This is a genomic window from Sphingobacterium shayense (genome assembly GCF_013179575.1).
Classification (GTDB): domain Bacteria; phylum Bacteroidota; class Bacteroidia; order Sphingobacteriales; family Sphingobacteriaceae; genus Sphingobacterium; species Sphingobacterium shayense.
This window is the reverse complement of record NZ_JABMCQ010000031.1, coordinates 13,613-30,508: the sequence shown is the minus strand read 5'-3', so window position 1 is coordinate 30,508 and position 16,896 is coordinate 13,613. Positions and strand designations below refer to the sequence as shown.

At 38.1% G+C, this 16,896-nt stretch carries 14 protein-coding genes and 1 pseudogene; all 15 read right to left on the bottom strand.

Annotated elements, in window-relative coordinates; all coding sequences use genetic code 11:
* A pseudogene (locus HP439_RS05890) lies at positions 1–335 on the bottom strand (hypothetical protein); the annotation flags it as partial.
* Between the two features lies 1 nt (position 336).
* Positions 337–1,443, bottom strand: coding sequence for a nucleotidyltransferase domain-containing protein (locus HP439_RS05885; RefSeq protein ID WP_172389418.1), 1,107 nt, complete (start codon positions 1,441–1,443; stop codon positions 337–339).
* A gap of 18 nt (positions 1,444–1,461) precedes the next feature.
* Complete coding sequence (locus HP439_RS05880) at positions 1,462–1,731, bottom strand: PqqD family protein (RefSeq protein WP_172389417.1); 270 nt, start codon at positions 1,729–1,731, stop codon at positions 1,462–1,464.
* Positions 1,715–2,191: a S24/S26 family peptidase gene (locus tag HP439_RS05875; protein ID WP_172389416.1), complete on the bottom strand. Its 477-nt coding sequence runs from the start codon at positions 2,189–2,191 to the stop codon at positions 1,715–1,717. Before HP439_RS05875 ends, HP439_RS05880 begins: the two co-directional genes overlap by 17 nt.
* Before the next feature lie 246 nt (positions 2,192–2,437).
* Positions 2,438–3,259: a DUF5106 domain-containing protein gene (locus HP439_RS05870; protein ID WP_172389415.1), complete on the bottom strand. Its 822-nt coding sequence runs from the start codon at positions 3,257–3,259 to the stop codon at positions 2,438–2,440.
* Positions 3,260–3,468: 209 nt separating this feature from the next.
* Entirely contained in the window at positions 3,469–5,298 is a 1,830-nt protein-coding gene (locus HP439_RS05865; RefSeq protein ID WP_172389414.1) for a hypothetical protein, read from the bottom strand.
* A gap of 17 nt (positions 5,299–5,315) precedes the next feature.
* On the bottom strand, positions 5,316–5,483 hold the full coding sequence (locus HP439_RS05860) for a hypothetical protein (protein WP_172389413.1): 168 nt from the start codon (positions 5,481–5,483) through the stop codon (positions 5,316–5,318).
* A 362-nt stretch (positions 5,484–5,845) separates the two neighbouring features.
* Positions 5,846–8,242 (bottom strand): GumC family protein, encoded by a 2,397-nt coding sequence (locus HP439_RS05855; RefSeq protein WP_172389412.1) that lies wholly within the window; start codon positions 8,240–8,242, stop codon positions 5,846–5,848.
* Between the two features lie 511 nt (positions 8,243–8,753).
* Entirely contained in the window at positions 8,754–11,153 is a 2,400-nt protein-coding gene (locus tag HP439_RS05850) for a GumC family protein (protein WP_172389411.1), read from the bottom strand.
* 16 nt (positions 11,154–11,169) lie between these two features.
* The gene (locus HP439_RS05845; protein ID WP_172389410.1) at positions 11,170–11,946 is read right to left on the bottom strand and encodes a polysaccharide biosynthesis/export family protein; all 777 of its coding nucleotides are present in this window, start codon (positions 11,944–11,946) and stop codon (positions 11,170–11,172) included.
* 110 nt (positions 11,947–12,056) lie between these two features.
* Positions 12,057–12,512, bottom strand: a complete 456-nt coding sequence (locus tag HP439_RS05840) for a cupin domain-containing protein (protein WP_172389409.1) — start codon at positions 12,510–12,512, stop codon at positions 12,057–12,059.
* Positions 12,513–12,557: 45 nt separating this feature from the next.
* Positions 12,558–13,529, bottom strand: a complete 972-nt coding sequence (locus tag HP439_RS05835; protein ID WP_172389408.1) for an MraY family glycosyltransferase — start codon at positions 13,527–13,529, stop codon at positions 12,558–12,560.
* A gap of 93 nt (positions 13,530–13,622) precedes the next feature.
* Positions 13,623–14,513, bottom strand: coding sequence for an NAD-dependent epimerase/dehydratase family protein (locus HP439_RS05830; protein ID WP_172389407.1), 891 nt, complete (start codon positions 14,511–14,513; stop codon positions 13,623–13,625).
* A gap of 3 nt (positions 14,514–14,516) precedes the next feature.
* Positions 14,517–15,668, bottom strand: coding sequence for an acyltransferase family protein (locus HP439_RS05825; RefSeq protein WP_172389406.1), 1,152 nt, complete (start codon positions 15,666–15,668; stop codon positions 14,517–14,519).
* A gap of 12 nt (positions 15,669–15,680) precedes the next feature.
* Positions 15,681–16,877: a glycosyltransferase family 4 protein gene (locus HP439_RS05820; RefSeq protein ID WP_172389405.1), complete on the bottom strand. Its 1,197-nt coding sequence runs from the start codon at positions 16,875–16,877 to the stop codon at positions 15,681–15,683.
* Positions 16,878–16,896: the final 19 nt, after the last annotated feature.

The window sequence follows — 16,896 nt, the reverse complement described above, 5'->3', positions numbered from 1 at the left end:
ACAACTCCCCACACCGCATGCATCTGTGTTTGTACGACATTTTTCTGCAAACGTTGAAGCATTTGAGCCCGCGTCCGTTCATTTAACCAGGTAGAATATAAACTCACGACCGCTCCAAGCACAACGCTCAATATTGCATATAGCAACGCTCGCTTCATTGCTACGGGATCGTCCGTTACCGCGAAGTCTATTGTACGTTTTGACCACCAAATAAAAAGGAGGCCTAGAGCAAGGGCGGCGATCTCTAGAAAAAAATAAACCAACAATTCCCTTCGATAGGGTTTGGCAAACCGAAAGGCCCATTTTAGCTGATATTTCAGACTGGTTTCCGTCATACTAGCGGTGAATCTTCGAAAATAGAATAACGAATGGAGATGATATCGTTACTAGCGGTGCAAGTGGTAAATACCTTTTGAAGCTATACCACAATCGCGGAATTCTACTAACCCGTCCGCCGGGATTTTCTTCGTCAGGGAAACGGGGATCGTAAAAACCGAAATTCCCTCCTTGAAGCACGTCTTCCATCATCCAATCAGCATCTATCTTCGAAGGTTGAGCAAAGGGAAGATTTGCAGGGTCAAGGCCGATATGTTTCACTAACACATCGTGTAATGAATATATCCATTTGAGTATTCCGAGTTTCTTATATACCGACTTTAGATATCTGCCATCGATTTGATCGGACAACGAATCATACAACATTGCAGAATCGCAAAGCTGGCGCGCACCGACACCATAGGTTACCAAATGCTTTAAAATATGGACATTTACGAGGACGACATTTAAAATCGGCGCTGGAACATGTACGGTATTACCGTGCACAGTTAAAGCCATATGTCCACTAGCTTCCTTATCTTCTAATTTCTTAAGATAACCCAACTTGAAAGGGTCTCGAAGTTCGATAAGGTCCTGATGATGCTCTATATCGCACCCTTTCCATTTGTATGAAAGGCTGTAACCATGACCAAAAGCAACCTCAACCTTTAATTTTTTCAAAACATCTACAGCCCGATTATAATCGGGTTTTTTACTAAAGCACCAATCTATGTCGCCACAGACACGGCTTAAGGGATTATTATAATACTGTGCGACCGCTTGACCTTTTTGCATCAACGGAAATAAATCATTCCGTTCAAAGACATCCACTTGATCAGCAATAATTCTATTCATCCAAGTATTTCGCTCTTCAATCTGCTGAAGACGAACTACCCATTTCAATAACAAATCTTTTGTGGGTAAAAATTCAGCATCCAATTTCTTCAGACCGTCAAACACCACGCCTTCCACCGTCTGTAACGTAGACATTTTATACAGTGATTTCCATTCCTCGGCAGAAAGTCCTTCGAATACAGCTGTACAAGGGGACACATTCCACAGTCCCGCTCGTAAGGCTTCAAAGAAGGCCTTGTTTATCGTGGAATCTAATTTAAAATTGGTATTCATTGAAGAGTCAAAAATAACTTACGACACTAGCAACCCCTGTTCACGAAAAGTCTGAAGTAATATAGAAGCGTCAACCTTCGCTTGCCCCTCCTCGACTTCATAGTTATCTAACAATAGCTGAACGAGATCGCTATCCATAAATTCCTTCCCTTTTAATTCCTCCCACAAGAACGCCGCTGTTTCATTTAAAGTAAAAACTTTTGATAGATCAACCATTCCCTGAGAGGGCTCTACTATTATATATTCGTTTCCTACTTTCCGTAGGGATATATCAGATCTCAATTTCATATCCAGAATTTCTTTTATTTCGTACTCTATTAATTTTCATAATGATGCGCCGCACGATACGCGTATAATACCACGCTAGTCCTTTGATACGATCTATGTTTGTTTGATGAGAAAAAAGTTTTTCATCCCGGTAACATGCCGAAACAACAGCTATAATATCCGTTAGACTTACCATCTCTAGCTGAACCAAATTATTATCGCCCGCAAGTACAGCCTGGCCTCCGTATTTACGTACTAGACGGTGTAGCACGTAGTTTCCTTTCCAGCTAGATAATACAATTGAACCGACCTGAAGCCCTCGGTTATTTAAGGGCTTGACACATACTACATCTCCATTTCTTAACGCTGGGCGCATGCTATTTCCTGCTACAGGAAATTTCACTCTTTCACCGTTTTTCAAAGATTCTTTTACAGTTTCAAAAAATGCACCATTATTAATCTTCAAAAAAGCCTTCTTCATCGTTTTCTAGGTTAGTATTATTTCAAAAGCAAAGTAAAACACGTATCTCGAGCTGAATTTACTAAATATGGATGGGTTCTCAAATTTATATGCAATTATCTGCGAGCTTTATAAATCCAAATCTAGGTTGCTAACGGAAATAAACACCATGTACCCTGCGTTTACTAGCAATTTAATAAAAACTATTCCAATACTTCTCGACATTATTCTGCGAGAAGCATCCCTCCTTTGGAACGCATTTATAATTTAATTACCTGTTAACTCAAACAGCCGACGTAGGGTAACGTCAAGCGGAGCATCTTTCAATAATACTGTATTGTCGCCATTTAAAAGTAAAATTGTGGGAAAAGCTAGGACGTTGTATAGTCCCTTTCCTATTACTTGTCCGTTAATATCAAATCCATTGATCCAGTTTTCAGGTATCATTTGTTTATTATCCTCCCAAAGCTTACGTTCGGGGTGAACGCTAATGGCAACAATTTGGAGTTTATCATCTCCGATTAAATCATTAGTCGCTTTGGAATTGGCGAGATCTTTAATCTTTCCTTCACAATTGTGGCAAGTAGGGTCATAAAAAAACAAGATCTTATAATCCGCTACGATATTGTGAAGTTCGTTAATAGTTCCTTTGGCGTCTAAAAACCTAAAATTATTTGCCGTACTTCCGAGTTTATTTTGGCTAACAATTTTCAGCAACATTTTATAACGAACCTTGCTTGTTTCATCCGTTTTGGGTGAAGCAAGCAAATACTCGAGTACCGATGCATAATAAAGTTCGCTACGCATAGGAGAGTTTGGATCATAAAGATAACGCTGATATTGATTGATATAGAATTCGAAACTCATCGAGCTAATTTCAGCTTTTGACAAGTGGGCTTGGATCGCTTTGGTCGCAATAGAATCAGGCACATCGGGCAAAGCTCCAAGAAAATCTACGAATTTTTGTTCTCCAATCTGCGGACTCTTTACACGCGCAATATCTCCGAAATCAAATTTGTCCCAATATGACATTAGAGTCGATTTTGTCGATGGCACCGAAACGGAGTCTACGACCAATGAATCAGACATTATATCACCTTGTTGAGAAGATCGTTCGGCACAGGAAAAAATAAAAGCTAAACCAGCACTAAGCAAAAACCAAAAATTCATCTTCACGTTACGATAAAAATTAATGTAAATAGAGAAAAAACCTCTAATTCTTTTAATATTACTGCTAAAATAACAAGGCTACCCGAATTCATCAGGTAGCCATGTTATTATAAATCAACTAAAAAGTACTATAAATCTGTAAGAACAGGATAAGGATTGTAGTCACCGGCTTCTGGGTCCCAACTTCCATCACGAACGCAACGCACATTTTGAAATCCCGATCCCAATAGACCAAGGTCTAAAATATCAAGATTTAATAGTCCTGCACCTCTAGAACCGATAGCTCTTTCCGGCCGTGGAGGAATCGCTAACAATACCCCCGGCGCTGTCGCTCCTAAATATCCCCACGCTCCAACACCTATGCCTAAATTTAACAAATCAACATCTAATACTCTATCACTGGACCATATCGAAGCGACTTCGCCGACTTGACCTAAGCTAAGATCTACTAAACCTGAAGCTACCGATATATTATTCTGAATACCATTGTAGTTAAAGCGAAGTTTGTTAGTTGCTTCACCGTAAACCGGATTCGCGCCCGATTCTATCTCATACTCGATATAGTTATCCCCAAAGGTGGCGCCTGTAGTTCCAGGTGCCGGAAAGAGTACGCTTAAAACGTTTCCCAGCAAGTCGCCAATTAACCCGTTAGTTGAGGTTAACGATCTCAATTCAACATCCGACGGTGTCTTCCATAAGCCTGCCGGATAAACCAACGCACAAGGGTCCTTTTGATTCGCCTCATCAGCGTCTGCAAATTGACGAGGAATATGGCCTTTGAAGGAAAAGAAGCTCTTATCTCGAACGGCGACGTCCTCTGTCGATACGAAAGGATTTGTATGGAAAAAACGATACGTATTAAAACCAGGTTCGTAATAAAGATTCGAACGAGCCCAACTTACCGTGGTTCCACCGCGATTTGTAATTATCGGACTTTCAATGAAGTTCAACACTATGTTTTGCTCCATTGCTTGCTCCGGCAGAAATTGCTTTGTTAATGTTGCTGTGCCAAAATCTCTTTCATCGCCATTATCCAAATCAACACGAAGGTTTGATACGCTTACAGTAATATTTTCGTCCGCGTTACCAGCGACATACGCCTCAGCAACTAGACGTTGTCTGCCGAAATTCTCGACAGCTACGAAATCATTAAAAGATATTGGCTGCGCAGTTGAATTGTCCCCCGTCAGCTCTCCGGAAACGACATCTATTGATTCAGGAGCTGCATACAGCCCAGTCACAGTAACTTCCGCTGAGGCAACGTCAGCGAACAGGCCTAACGTATTAATTTCAATTACCGCTTTGGTGACACGCGGCTTAAATACAACTGCTAATGGTACGACAATGTCACCTTCCCCGGTCCCAACATCAAACGTGCCTTTTGCGTAAAGCAAGCTACTGATATCTTCCAAGACGACATCCGTTCCATTCGCTTCTGGTACGGCTGTAGTGCTATTATAGGACAATGCGAACCATTCATAAGTAGCACCTTTTTCCACAGCAATCGAACCAGCTGTACCTGAGGTTAATGCTACGGACTCTAATGTAGTAGCACCTTGCTTGCGTAAATAAACACGGTAAGCATTTCCATTTGTCATTGGCACTTCTGCTTTCAATCCGTCGGATGAAGTGGCCGCAGCACGGATTTTATCTTTGAAACCAAGTTGGGATACAGAGCTTGACGGACGGGTAATTAATACGTCAAACCCGTCAGCTGAAATCAATTCGTTTGACTTGTCCGAAGCAACCGCATTACCTGCAGCGGCTTGAATTTTGTTAAAAGAACCAGAATTACCTTCATTAATTCCTCCAACGCTAATTACGACACGTGTACCTTCCCCGGGCATAGCGATGTCTTCTTTGGCATCTTTCGTACATCCTGTAACGAAGACGGCCCCAACGGCTATCATCACTCCGACAGCCAGCTTACTAAATGTTATTAAGTTAATCTTTTTCATAATTTTCTATCTGATAATTAAAAGCCCGATGTATCGTCACTCCATCCGGATCCGCCTGTACCTTGCTCGAACGAGTCGTCAATAGCAGGGGTGTTTGTAGACGCAGAAGCGATCCCCTGTTCCAATTCAACGATGAGCGCCTCAATTTTGGGTGCTGCGTACACCTTTTTTTCATTGTTTTTCATGTTATTACTATTTGGTTAAAAATTTATAAAACTGCTCTTAATAATTATAATTAACAATCATTGACGTTCGGTAGAAACTGCATATCAAAATAGACTGCAAACGACAAAATAGCAATGGCTTTAAATTTTATGAAAAGAATACAGAATTTTTCAGCATTTCGGTATTCATCTAATTTTCAAAAGCATATAATTCGTTTTCAGGCGTTTAGTTCCGACTAAAAACTCAAGACAATATTACATATAAATATTAGAAAATCAAAATATCAATAAAAATATATCTAATAATATAAATATTAAACTTCGTGGGAAGCTTAAAGGCATTAGATCTGCGAGAATGTATGCTTCAATTTATCCTATATGTACTATTTCTTGCGGTTAACGAACGCGCTAAGGAATTTAGACATACGTTTATGCAATGATGCATCGTCTATATTGCCATATCCGTAGCCATATCCATAACCATACCCATAACCGCGTTTAAAGTCGACATCATTAACTACGATCGCCATATTTTTTAGCTTGCTCTTTTCATAGAGCTCCTTCGGTACGCTCAACAGCCTTTTATCTAAATAATTTGCTCGAGCTACATAAATCGTCAAATCAGCATGTTCGGCAATAAGCATTGTGTCGGTGACCATGCTTACAGGCGCTGTATCCACAATAACATAGTCGTAATGCTGTCGACCATATACTATTAGATCTTCAAAATTTCCGTTCATTAAAAGTTCCGCTGGATTGGGCGCAATATATCCAGAGTAAATAATATCAAAATCATAACGCTCGGGACTTTTTATGACCAAATCGGAAATCGACATCTTAGGATTCACTAAATATTGGGTAATTCCAACACTCGTGTGCTGTAGATGAGACAGTCCCAAGTAATCCAACACTTTAGGTGAACGAATATCTGCCCCGATAAGCAATACATTTTTGCCCGACATAGAAAGAACCTTCGCTAGATTAGTCGCTATAAAGGATTTACCCTCCCCAGAGGTTGTTGACGTCACATAAATAACCGACGATAGTCCGGCCTGAGCGCCTAGCATAAATGAAAGATTTGTACGTAGTATCCGTATAGCCTCAGCCAGAGATGATCGATCATTATCTATAATAATCGAATGATCCGAAGTAGGAATTTCGCCTAGCACGGGAACGCTAAATAAGTCTTCAATATCTTTTCGCGAATGTAATTTATTATCTAATAAAAATTTAAAATACAGTATACAAAATGGGACACAAACCCCTAGAACAATTGCAAGGAGCATAGTAATGGCTTTTCTTGGCGCCACAGGTAGTGGATAACCATAGGCTTCGTCAACTATTTTTAAATTAGCCGGTGTCGCTGCGGCTTTTATTTCAGTCTCTTCACGCTTTTGTAAAAGAAACAAATACAATACTTCAACTATTTGTTGCTGGCGGAAGATTTCCTTCAAACCTCGTTCCTGCCCCGGCAAAATATCCAGTCGATCTTCGTACCTATTTTTCTGTACCTCAAGTGCTGTCAGATTTCCTTGCAGCATTCGCCTATAGTTATCCAACGATTTCTGCAAAACTATGTTCACTTCGCCAATATTATTAGTTAACTGTAGGACTACCGGATTATCAAGAGTAGCAGATTTCAATATACCGTCTCTTTCAAGGATCAAATTGTTATACCTTGTAATACTCTCTTGAATCGACTGGTCAGTAAGTCCAATATTAGAAGGTAAAAGGTTATACTCTCCCGTCAAGATAGCATCCTTCAGAATATCCGCCAAGCTAAGTTGAGTTTGATACTCAATAAGCCTCCTTTCATTCTCCGAGGCATTCTTCATAAATATTTCCGCCTCTGCTTTCATATCTACGAAATCATTTTCGTTTTTAAATTTGGCAACATTAGAATCAGCTTGTGCTAGATCCCTAGAAATCAAAGCCAATCGCGATGTAATAAATTTAGATGTTGCTCGAGTCGCACGTGCCTTGTCGCTACTCACATCTTGGTTATATTGGTCAATAAGTGAGTTCAATATTAGCTCGGCCTTCGAAATGAGGGGGTAATTCATGGAGAAATTAACCAAAAATGACTGGCCTTGTTCATTTGGTGTGATCTCTATTGTACTTTTAAGTACTTCTACCGTCACAGAAGTCGGCAGATAGTTTACTACCAAATCGCCTTCCCACGATCCATTGTTTGCTTGCGGTAGGATTCGAATTTTACCAAGAGGGCTCTGTACAGTACTCCCTAATTTATATAATATTTCTCCAGAATGATCGTCGCTAATTGTATACTTACCCTGTCGTTTACTTATTGTTAATGTGTAAGCTAAGGAATCTAATCGAGGATGAGACGGCTCTAACAAGACTACTTTTAGAGGCGAATTCTTCTCTAAAATTTCCGCCGAGCGTATTTTGCCTTTTAAAAAATACGAAAAATAAAGACCAGTAGAACTGACCACCCGCCGCATTAACCTCCTCGAGCGTAATATTTCCATTTGGTCATTAACGTATGCTGCTGATGAACTTCCAATTCCAGTTAAATTGGCTAACTCACTTAAACCAGCCATATCACCTGACGCTTGCTTTTCATCTTGTAATAAAATTTTTGCATTTACGCTATATACTCTGTTTGTGTACCTGAGATAAACAAATGCTAATAGTAGGGATAGGACCGCCGATGCCAAAAACCATTTCCAATAAAACGCATATTGTTCGAAAATCTGTTTAAGGTTTAGGCGGTGGTTATCCGATTCTTTTAATTGGAAATAAGAATTATTTTTCATAAATATTATAACTTCCTTTATTCAACTCTAATTTTTCAAAAACAGAACATAATTAAAATTAGCTACTAATTAAATAATCCTCGAAACACAATCCTGTTTAGTGCCAACCTGGTCATAAATTAGTACTTACAAACAAGTGATCTCATTAACGCTATTATATACTTGTAAAATATGTCAAAAGTAACACATCTGCAAGAATAAAAAGGGATATCCCTACTTAAGATACGACTATCAGCTATAACTTAAAATTTTCAGAATCTACAAATCACACAAAAATAGTTTATTTCTGCCATACATTTCGCTCCCAGAACGAATAAATAAAAGCAACTATCTGTTTCCTTTATTCCATTAATAGCTTCTCTTGAACCATCGGGACATTATAAATGAAAATAATAAAAAAAAACGCGGCTGCAACACGATAGTCAATGCGAAATAAAAAATGTTTTGAAATATGATCCTTCCAAGATTTTCCATATTCCAAAACATTACAGTAATTGAAATTGTATACCAATTACTTCTTTCTTCCCAAAAAGGTCCTAAAGAATTTACTCAGGCGTTTCCTTAAAGAGACCTCTCTAGCGGATTCGTCACCATACCCGTAACCATAACCATAGCCGTAGCCATAGCCACGTTTAAAATCAACATCATTAATTACTACAGCCATATTCTTGAGTTTACCATCTTCATACAGCTCTTTAGGGACACTTAAAAGCCTCTTATCAAGATAATTAGCGCGAGAAACATATATAGTCATGTCTGCGTGCTCAGCAATTAAAAGTGTGTCGGTTACCAAACTTACTGGCGCAGTATCGACTATTACATAATCATATTGCATTCTTCCATACGCAATAATATCTCCAAAATAACCGTTCATCAAAAGCTCAGCTGGATTGGGCGCGATGTAACCGGAATAAATTATGTCAAAATTGTATGGTTCAGGCTTCTTAATAACAATATTAGAAACAGACATCTCTGGATTAATGAGATATTGGGTTATCCCTATATTAGTATGTTGTAAATGTGACAGCCCGAGGTAGTCTAACACCTTCGGAGAGCGGATATCCGCGCCTAAAAGGAGTACTTTTTTTCCTGACATTGCTAAAATCTTGGCTAGATTCGTTGCAATAAAAGACTTACCCTCACCCGAAGTCGTAGATGTTACGTATAAAACTGCTGAATCAGACTTCTTGTGACCAAGCATGAATGCTATGTTCGTACGTAGGATACGAATTGCTTCAGCTAACGACGAACGGTCGTTATCTTCTATAATTGGATGTTCAGATGTTGGAACTTCACCTAAAATCGGGGCGTTGAACCTTTCTTCAATATCCTTCCGAGAATGGACTTTGTTGTCCAACAAAAACTTCAGATATAAAAATCCTATGGGAATTAGAAACCCCATAATAAAAGCCCCTAATACAACAATAGCCTTTTTAGGAGAGACAGGGATTTCTGATCCATAAGCACTGTCTATAATCTTCAGGTTTGCCGGTATGGCAGACGCTTTGATTTCAGTCTCCTCCCGCTTTTGAAGCAAAAACAAATAGAGAGATTCCACAATCTGCTGTTGACGAGAGATGTCCTTGAAGCCACGTTCTTGGCTGGGCAATTGATTTAGTTTTCCTTCAAATTTATCCCGTTGTACCCTCAACGAATTCACATTGCTTTGCAATACCTGCCTATAATTATCCAAAGACAACTGTAAGTTTCTGTTAATTTCGGAAATATTCTTGTCCACTCTTTGGACAACTGGATTATCAGGGGTAGCAGATTTTAACAGGTCGTCCCTTTCCAGTATCAAATCATTATAACTTTTAATATTTGCCTCAATAGAAGGATCCGTCAGCCCTATATTTGACGGAAGCAGCGAGGGGCTATTAGAGCCCGCAGCAGATCGCATCATATCAGCAAGACGAAGTTGTGTTTCGTATTCTACAAGTTTCTGCTCATTAGCGGTCGCATTCTCCATATATAATTTCGCTTCCTCCGCCATATCGACCATATTATTCTGATCTTTAAAATCAGCAACTTTTGAATCTGCAGTTGCCAAGTCCCTCGCAATAAGATCAAGTCTAGAATTAATAAAAGCCGACGTCGCTTTGGTGACCATCGCCTTGTCTGCCGTAACATCCCGATTATATTGCTTAATTAGCGCATCAAGAACTAATACCGCTTTCTCTTTGTTCGCAGAATTCATTGAAAAATTTACCAAAAAAGATTGCTTTTCTTTGTTCGGAAAAATTTCAATTTGCTCTTGCAAAATTTCAACTGTTTTGTCAGTTGGCAAATAGGAAATAATCAAATCCTCTTCAAGACCCATGTTTCCTTGCGGCACTAAAGCAATTGCCCCAATTGGAGAACTAATTTTCGCACCAACCTCAAAATTACGTTTCCCTTTAATCTCATCATTGATATAGTATTGCTCCCCGTTTTTACTAATAACAAACGAATACTCAACCGAATCTAATGTAGGGTTCATCGGTTCCAACAGGACTAATTTAAATGGCGACCTTTCTTCCAGAACTTCAGAGGACTTAATGTTACCTTTCAAGAAATAAGAGACCTGCAGGCGATTAGCTTCCACTACTTTCCACATAATCCTTCTTGACCTAATAACTTCCATCTGATCCGTAACAAATGCAGAAGAAGAACTTGTCATTCCTGTTAAATTTGCTAACTCCGACAAACCTGCTAAGTCTCCAGAAGCTTGCTTTTCGTCTTGTAACAAAACTTTCGCATCCACGTTATAAATGCGCTCAGCGTAACGCAAATATAGAAACGCAACAAATAAACATACAATAATTGATATTAAAAACCATTTCCAATAAAATGCATACTGTTCAAATACTTGCTTTAAGTTCAGTTCTTGGTCGTCAATATCTACCACTTTAGGACTCGGTACGTTCTTCATATTTTGATAACTCAATTTAATTACGAGATAGGACAGATATAACGGTAATGATTAAGCCAACCACCGATACAAAAACAGACGTATTTTGCGTATATTTCGATGTTTGAATACGGGCACCGTTTGGTTGAACATATACTACATCATTCTGTGAAAGATAATAAACCGGCGAATTCAACGTCTCGCGCTTTGTCAAATCTACGCGAAATTCACTTTTTTGGCCGTTCTCCTCACGTATTACAAGAACGTCCTGTCTCTTACCATATATCGTCAAATCTCCAGCCAATCCTAAAGCTTCCAAAATCGTAATTCTATCGTTATCTATCGTAAAGGTCCCCGGACGGGCTACTTCACCCAAAACTGTCACCTTAAAATTTCGAATTTCCATACTAATCCCGGGATCAACTATAAACTGCCCAACTTCATTTCGAAGAATATCCATTGCCTGGGTTCGAGTTTTTCCAGCCAATTTGACCTTTCCAATCTTAGGAAAATCGATTTCGCCATTATTGTCAATGGCATAAGTTGGGATGAATGGATTCGTACTTTGCAGAGTACCTGTATTATAAGGAGAAAGTTGGTTAAACGGTTGAGTAGCCCGAATATCATCGGCAGTTACGGAAATAGCTAAAATATCACCCGCCTGAAGCTTCGGAGCATTTAGCTCATAAAAAGTGCTTAATTCAACCGAGTCCGGTTGAAGATAAATAATCTCTTTTTTGCTTGCACAAGAAGTACAAAGCAGAATACAAAAGATCACTGAGATAACTCCTGATCCAAGACAGTATTTAGTCATTAGGTTTCTTTTCTTAATTCGATTCAACATAACAAAAGCTCTCTATATTTAATTTAGCTCAAAAGTAGTTATTTAATTTAATTAGGGCAACGCAAACTATGTAGAAAATATTACTCGTTATCTCGTTGCCCTACGTCTATGCATCCGTCCCTTTTAACAAAGTAATTTGCAGGCCAAGCATAATCGTCATTTTTTGCATTTTCGATTCCGTAGTCAGAAAAGACCAATAGCTCACTGTTAAATTTTAGTGATTGGAATGCAGCGCCATAGCCACTAGGAAGGTGTAATATCCGACTGTCGTTAGCACTCATTATTCGGCGTTCAATTTCTAAATCAATTGAGGGCTGTATCCAGTCGTCTATTTTAACAAAATCAATACAAATCGTGCCGGAAACAACATAAAACCACCGTTGTTCCATTCTATGGGCTCGCCATCCTCTAACGACATCTATATTTGCGTTTGTAATCAAATAAAAGCGCTTAATCTGGCTCATATCAAAATGGTTGACGAATCTAATTTGTCCACGAAAGTCATTCGCAATACCACCTTCAATTATATCTATCATATGCTTACTTTATTATAAAAATACAGTCATCGTATGCGTAAAATATCAAAGGAGCTCCCCTTTTTTTACATATTTCCTAATTACATAGTTTCTCATAAGTATGTATATAACACTTAAGGAAGTTAGTAATCCGACAGCAAAAAATATTTGGAAAAAGACATCCTTGGTAACAATCTGAATTACCAAAATTCCTATAAAAAACTGTATTAATGCATACGAAAATGAAACTAGCAGTTTATTTATACCACCTTCATTCCCTAAAAATTGATATAAGTGAGAACGATGAGCTTCAAATATATTCTCTCGATGATACAAACGATAGATGATAGTCCAAACAGCATCAATGCCGTATACTGATAGAAACAAAATAAACACCAAATTCTGTGTTTTCATGATCAATGCGCCTAATGCAAATAGAAGAATATAGGCAATCGTTACAGAACCAACGTCGCCAGCAAAACATTTTGCCTTTCTCCGAAAGTTAAAAAATGTGAAGACTAAAATCCCTAAAACGACAAATAATAAAAAATCTTGGTCGACAAATTTTATTTTATAGTTAACGATCAGCAACAGACTATTTAAAGCTAAGCTATAACATGCAGTAATTCCGTTAATTCCATCCATAAAATTATATGCATTAATAGCTCCGACAACCACGATGAACATGAAGACTAGAATATACCACGGCATTTCAAAAACCTGTAATTGAAATGCCATTAAGAGCACTGCTGAAAAATGGATAAAGAGTCTAATCTTGTTAGATAAGGTATAAATGTCATCTAAAAACGAAACTAACGTCATCATGGTTAGACCAACAAAAAACCACGGGTAAATACACCCTGACAGAAGAAAGTAGAGTAGGACACTAAAATAAAATATCACACCTCCCCCCCTCAAAGTTATCGAACTATGGGAAGATCGTTCATTCGGTTTGTCTATTATATTAAATCGATCTGCCACTCTAAAATAAAGTACTTCGAGAACAAACAATGTAACTAATACAATTATATATTTCATATTTTAATTCATTTTGACTCAATTGTAACAATACAATATCCACTTATCATGAGTAAGTCCCTGCTTCATTAAATAATGTAGGTTAATCAAAGGTTATCGCACTAAGCTTTTTACCGTATTCTCAATACCGTCGATTGCAGATTCTGGAAGATTAGGTATTTTCAATAAAGCCTTTAATTTCTCATTTGAAACCAACAAGTTTGAAGTCATCTTTTTCAATCGTCTGCTGTTTAAAGGTAGAGGCACGAAGTCTCCTAATCTCGCAAGTGCTATCAAAATACTTTTTGGAATATGTATGTTGAAATGTCCTTTATCCACAACCTTTTGCATAACTTGAATAATTTCGTTTGTAGAAACCGGCTCATCATCGGAAACATGATATATTCCAGACTCTAGACAGGAATAATGATCTACAATCGTATTAACAAAGAAAACTAAGTTAGTAATCGAAATAAAAGAACGACTATTATGAAATGAAGACAATGGGTATGGTAGTCCTTTCGAAATAAATTTAAACAATAGACTTAAATTCCCTTTGTCGCCCGGACCATGTATCATCGGCGGTCTGAGGATAATTAATTTCTTGTCCGACGGTAAATCTTGTGACATTAACCATTCTTCAGCAGCACGTTTAGACTTACCATACCAGGTCAGCGGACGAGGATTGTCTAACTCAGTCAAATATTCATTCGCCTCTATTTCTTCAAGTGCAGCCAGAGAACTAAAATGAATTAACAATTTAGCTGAAGAATTTCTAAACTCATTAAAAATCGCTTTTGTCAAATCGACATTCGCGTAATAATAATCAGCCTCGCTAGCCGTCCCATCATGATCGTGCGCCTTCCCTATTAAGTTGATCAGGACGTGAGCATCAGTTAGCTTCATTTCCCAGTTCTTATCGCGAATAGAAATCGCGACTACTCCTGAGATATTATCGATTAAGTTTCTCCCTATAAATCCAGATGCTCCAATAATACCTATCATGCTTTACAAATTTTGAGAATTAATTCGCGTATCTTTTCCGAGTTTCCACCAATTTTTTTTCATAAACGGCTTTTCAAATAAAACAAAAAATATGGAACAAACAACAAGTATACATCCAAAAGCTAGAAGAAATTGAACAAAATAATTTATTAGATTATTCTGTATTAAAAAATGCTTAGTAACAATTGAAACGCCATAAATTATAGAATAATGGAGCAAATATATACTATAACACATTCCCCCGAAAATTACTATTGATTGTAATCTAAATAATCTATTTAAAAATACACCTTTAAAGGCTGAAAATAAGATTAACAAAATTAAGGCATCCACAACGAGGGCTTCAACTAGTCTGCTTGTACCAAAATCGCCTATTAAAAATACCAAAATAGCGAGAACGCCAATACAATCCCAGATGTATGAGGGCTTAACTTTCAACCAAAACTGTGATACATATAAGTTTAAAAAAAGAAGCCCTACAAGGAAATGGCTACAAAATACAAGCAAAGATCTTTTCAAATGCGGATTTTGTAAAACATAGCTTCCTTCACGCAAAAATACACACGGGACTAAAATTATTAATATACTTAAAAATACAATTCGGAATCGCTGACTCTTAGTAAAAAGGAATAAGCAAAAAAATGGTATTAACAAATAAAACTGAATTTCAGTTTCCAGTGACCATGTAACCGGATTTATCGGCGACCAATACCCAAAAATTAAGTGATGCGTATATGTCAATGTCGGTATTAAGTGATCAAATAAAGCTGTCCAACCGCCGGGAAATCTAAACTGTACCATCACAAAAAGTACTAAAATCGAAATTATAAACGGAGGTTCCAATCTTGTCAGTCGACGTACAAGGTAATTTTTGTAATCAATTCCTCCTCCCTTACTTAAAATGTTGTAAAAACCTAGAGACAAAATAAAACCACTTATTGCGAAAAATAGCAAGACCCCTCTTTCGCCATTATCTATGGCGTTATCAAACGTTTCCTCCAGCTGTACGCCTAGATACCGTTTGTAATTAGTATTAAAATGCATAAGTATCACCGGCAATAATGCTAACGTTCTTAGACCATCAATTTCGGGGATTAACTTTTTCTTACCAGTATCCCGCTTTAGGAAACTAGCAACGATATTTAAGATTTTCATTAAGAATAGCGATTAATCGTTCATCAAATTCCGAAGGCTCTGGAGATACCTTTCGGCTAAAAGATCTCTATCAAACTCTTCGCGTGCTAATCGTTTTGCATTTTCCGCCAGCCGATCACGATACACTCTATCATTCGCAATTGCTTCAATCGCAGCAGCAAATTGACGCGGTTGATCGGGAGCAACATTTATCCCACAATCATTTCTTTTTACCAGATCTTTTATCCAACCGCGCGTAGATTGAATTATCGGTACTCCTGCAGCAAAGGAATCAAACATTTTGTTTGGCGAAGAAGTATGTAGAACGGCCAAGTCCTTGAACGTTACAAACGATGCTTCTGCCCTGACAAACCATTTCACAACCTCAAGCTTCGGCATAATACCAAGGAATTCGATATTCGTTAGTTCATATTTCTCTACTAAGTTTTCTAGATGCCTTCGTTCAGCTCCATCGCCGATTATCAACCAATATATTCGTTCGTCATTCACTAATCGCATCCCTTCTATAACCTGTTCTACTTCGTCCATTAGTCCTAAAGAGCCGGCGTATAGAAACAATTTCTTATTTTCATATTTCACAGGCAACCTCCTATCTTCATCTCCAACGTTAGAAAATAGGTCCAAATCCGACGCATTCGGAACAACCAGAGTTCGCACGTTAGAGCATTTCCTAAGAACCCCCTCTTCCATTCCTTTACTACATGGCACCACAAGAGAAGAATTCCTATAACATAGCTTTTCAAACCATATCGCAATTTTACGTAGAAAAGGATTATTGAGCTTACCAAGTTCAATCGCCCCATCGGGCCAAAGGTCCCGAACCTCAAAAACCAACTTCTTGTTTCTTAACCATTTAGACAACAAACCAGGTAAACCAACTGTAATCGGCCCCGAACTCGCTAAAACTATATCACATTTTACAGTCAAAGCGAAATAACACGAGATCAAAGAAAACAGTAAGGCTTTAAATATCCTTTTTATCACGCCATCTCGATTCGAATCCGCAGAGTTTATAACAATCAACTTTACGCCCGCGATCTCTTGATAATCGATAAATCGATCAGTAGAAATATCAGATTTTTCATATGGCGATGTCACGACAATAACATCATGCCCTTGGCGAACCCATCTGCGGGTCATTTCATACATACGTGTACTCCACTTTCCCTTGGGAGTACCAAAATATTGGTAGAACACTAAAACCTTCAAAATCTTATCCCTTTATTAA

Bases quoted from the DNA above. Each gene is read 5' to 3' on its own strand.
- HP439_RS05885 (WP_172389418.1), bottom strand. From the start codon at position 1,443: ATGAATACCAATTTTAAATTAGATTCCACGATAAACAAGGCCTTCTTT.
- HP439_RS05840 (WP_172389409.1), bottom strand. From the start codon at position 12,512: ATGATAGATATAATTGAAGGTGGTATTGCGAATGACTTTCGTGGACAA.
- HP439_RS05850 (WP_172389411.1), bottom strand. From the start codon at position 11,153: ATGAAGAACGTACCGAGTCCTAAAGTGGTAGATATTGACGACCAAGAA.
- HP439_RS05870 (WP_172389415.1), bottom strand. From the start codon at position 3,259: ATGTCTGATTCATTGGTCGTAGACTCCGTTTCGGTGCCATCGACAAAA.
- HP439_RS05880 (WP_172389417.1), bottom strand. From the start codon at position 1,731: ATGAAATTGAGATCTGATATATCCCTACGGAAAGTAGGAAACGAATAT.
- HP439_RS05830 (WP_172389407.1), bottom strand. From the start codon at position 14,513: ATGATAGGTATTATTGGAGCATCTGGATTTATAGGGAGAAACTTAATC.
- HP439_RS05855 (WP_172389412.1), bottom strand. From the start codon at position 8,242: ATGAAAAATAATTCTTATTTCCAATTAAAAGAATCGGATAACCACCGC.
- HP439_RS05875 (WP_172389416.1), bottom strand. From the start codon at position 2,191: ATGAAGAAGGCTTTTTTGAAGATTAATAATGGTGCATTTTTTGAAACT.
- HP439_RS05845 (WP_172389410.1), bottom strand. From the start codon at position 11,946: ATGACTAAATACTGTCTTGGATCAGGAGTTATCTCAGTGATCTTTTGT.
- HP439_RS05860 (WP_172389413.1), bottom strand. From the start codon at position 5,483: ATGAAAAACAATGAAAAAAAGGTGTACGCAGCACCCAAAATTGAGGCG.
- HP439_RS05865 (WP_172389414.1), bottom strand. From the start codon at position 5,298: ATGAAAAAGATTAACTTAATAACATTTAGTAAGCTGGCTGTCGGAGTG.
- HP439_RS05825 (WP_172389406.1), bottom strand. From the start codon at position 15,668: ATGAAAATCTTAAATATCGTTGCTAGTTTCCTAAAGCGGGATACTGGT.
- HP439_RS05835 (WP_172389408.1), bottom strand. From the start codon at position 13,529: ATGAAATATATAATTGTATTAGTTACATTGTTTGTTCTCGAAGTACTT.